Source organism: Mesorhizobium sp. (genome assembly GCF_004962925.1).
Taxonomy (GTDB): Bacteria; Pseudomonadota; Alphaproteobacteria; order Rhizobiales; family Rhizobiaceae; genus Mesorhizobium.
Genome location: NZ_SUEO01000452.1, coordinates 1 through 383 on the forward strand (window position 1 = coordinate 1; position 383 = coordinate 383).

General features: G+C 55.1%; 1 protein-coding gene. It reads right to left on the minus strand.

What is annotated here, in order from left to right; translation table 11 throughout:
• Window positions 1-100: 100 nt before the first annotated feature.
• Window positions 101-289: a DUF3606 domain-containing protein gene (locus E5W87_RS35665; RefSeq protein ID WP_287182492.1), complete on the minus strand. Its 189-nt coding sequence runs from the start codon at window positions 287-289 to the stop codon at window positions 101-103.
• Between the last annotated feature and the right edge of the window lie 94 nt (window positions 290-383).

Genomic DNA, 383 nt, shown 5'->3' on the forward strand with positions numbered 1-383 from the left:
GAAATAAGTACTTCCTCGTCCAAAATGATCCCCTCATGATTCACGGGCTCACCGTGTCGCGTGCCGGCGATCGGCGGCCCCAGGTCTGAGAGTTTTGTCATTATTGTGCCGGCAATGCCTTCGCGGCGTCGGTCAGGGTTGCCCGATCGTTGCCGTGCTTGCGGATCAGCTCGCGCACCTGCTCCGGCGTGATGTTGTTCTGCAGAGCGAAAAAGTTCACCTCATAATCATCGTCCGCCGATATCTTGTTGCGGTCGCGGAAGTCGCGTTTGCTTTTGTCGTCCGCCATTTCGTACGTCCCTTAGAATCTCATCTTGTTCACTATAGCTAATATACGCCGGTGACCTAGACTGGGTTCTATGCATAGGCGGGCAGATGCCGGT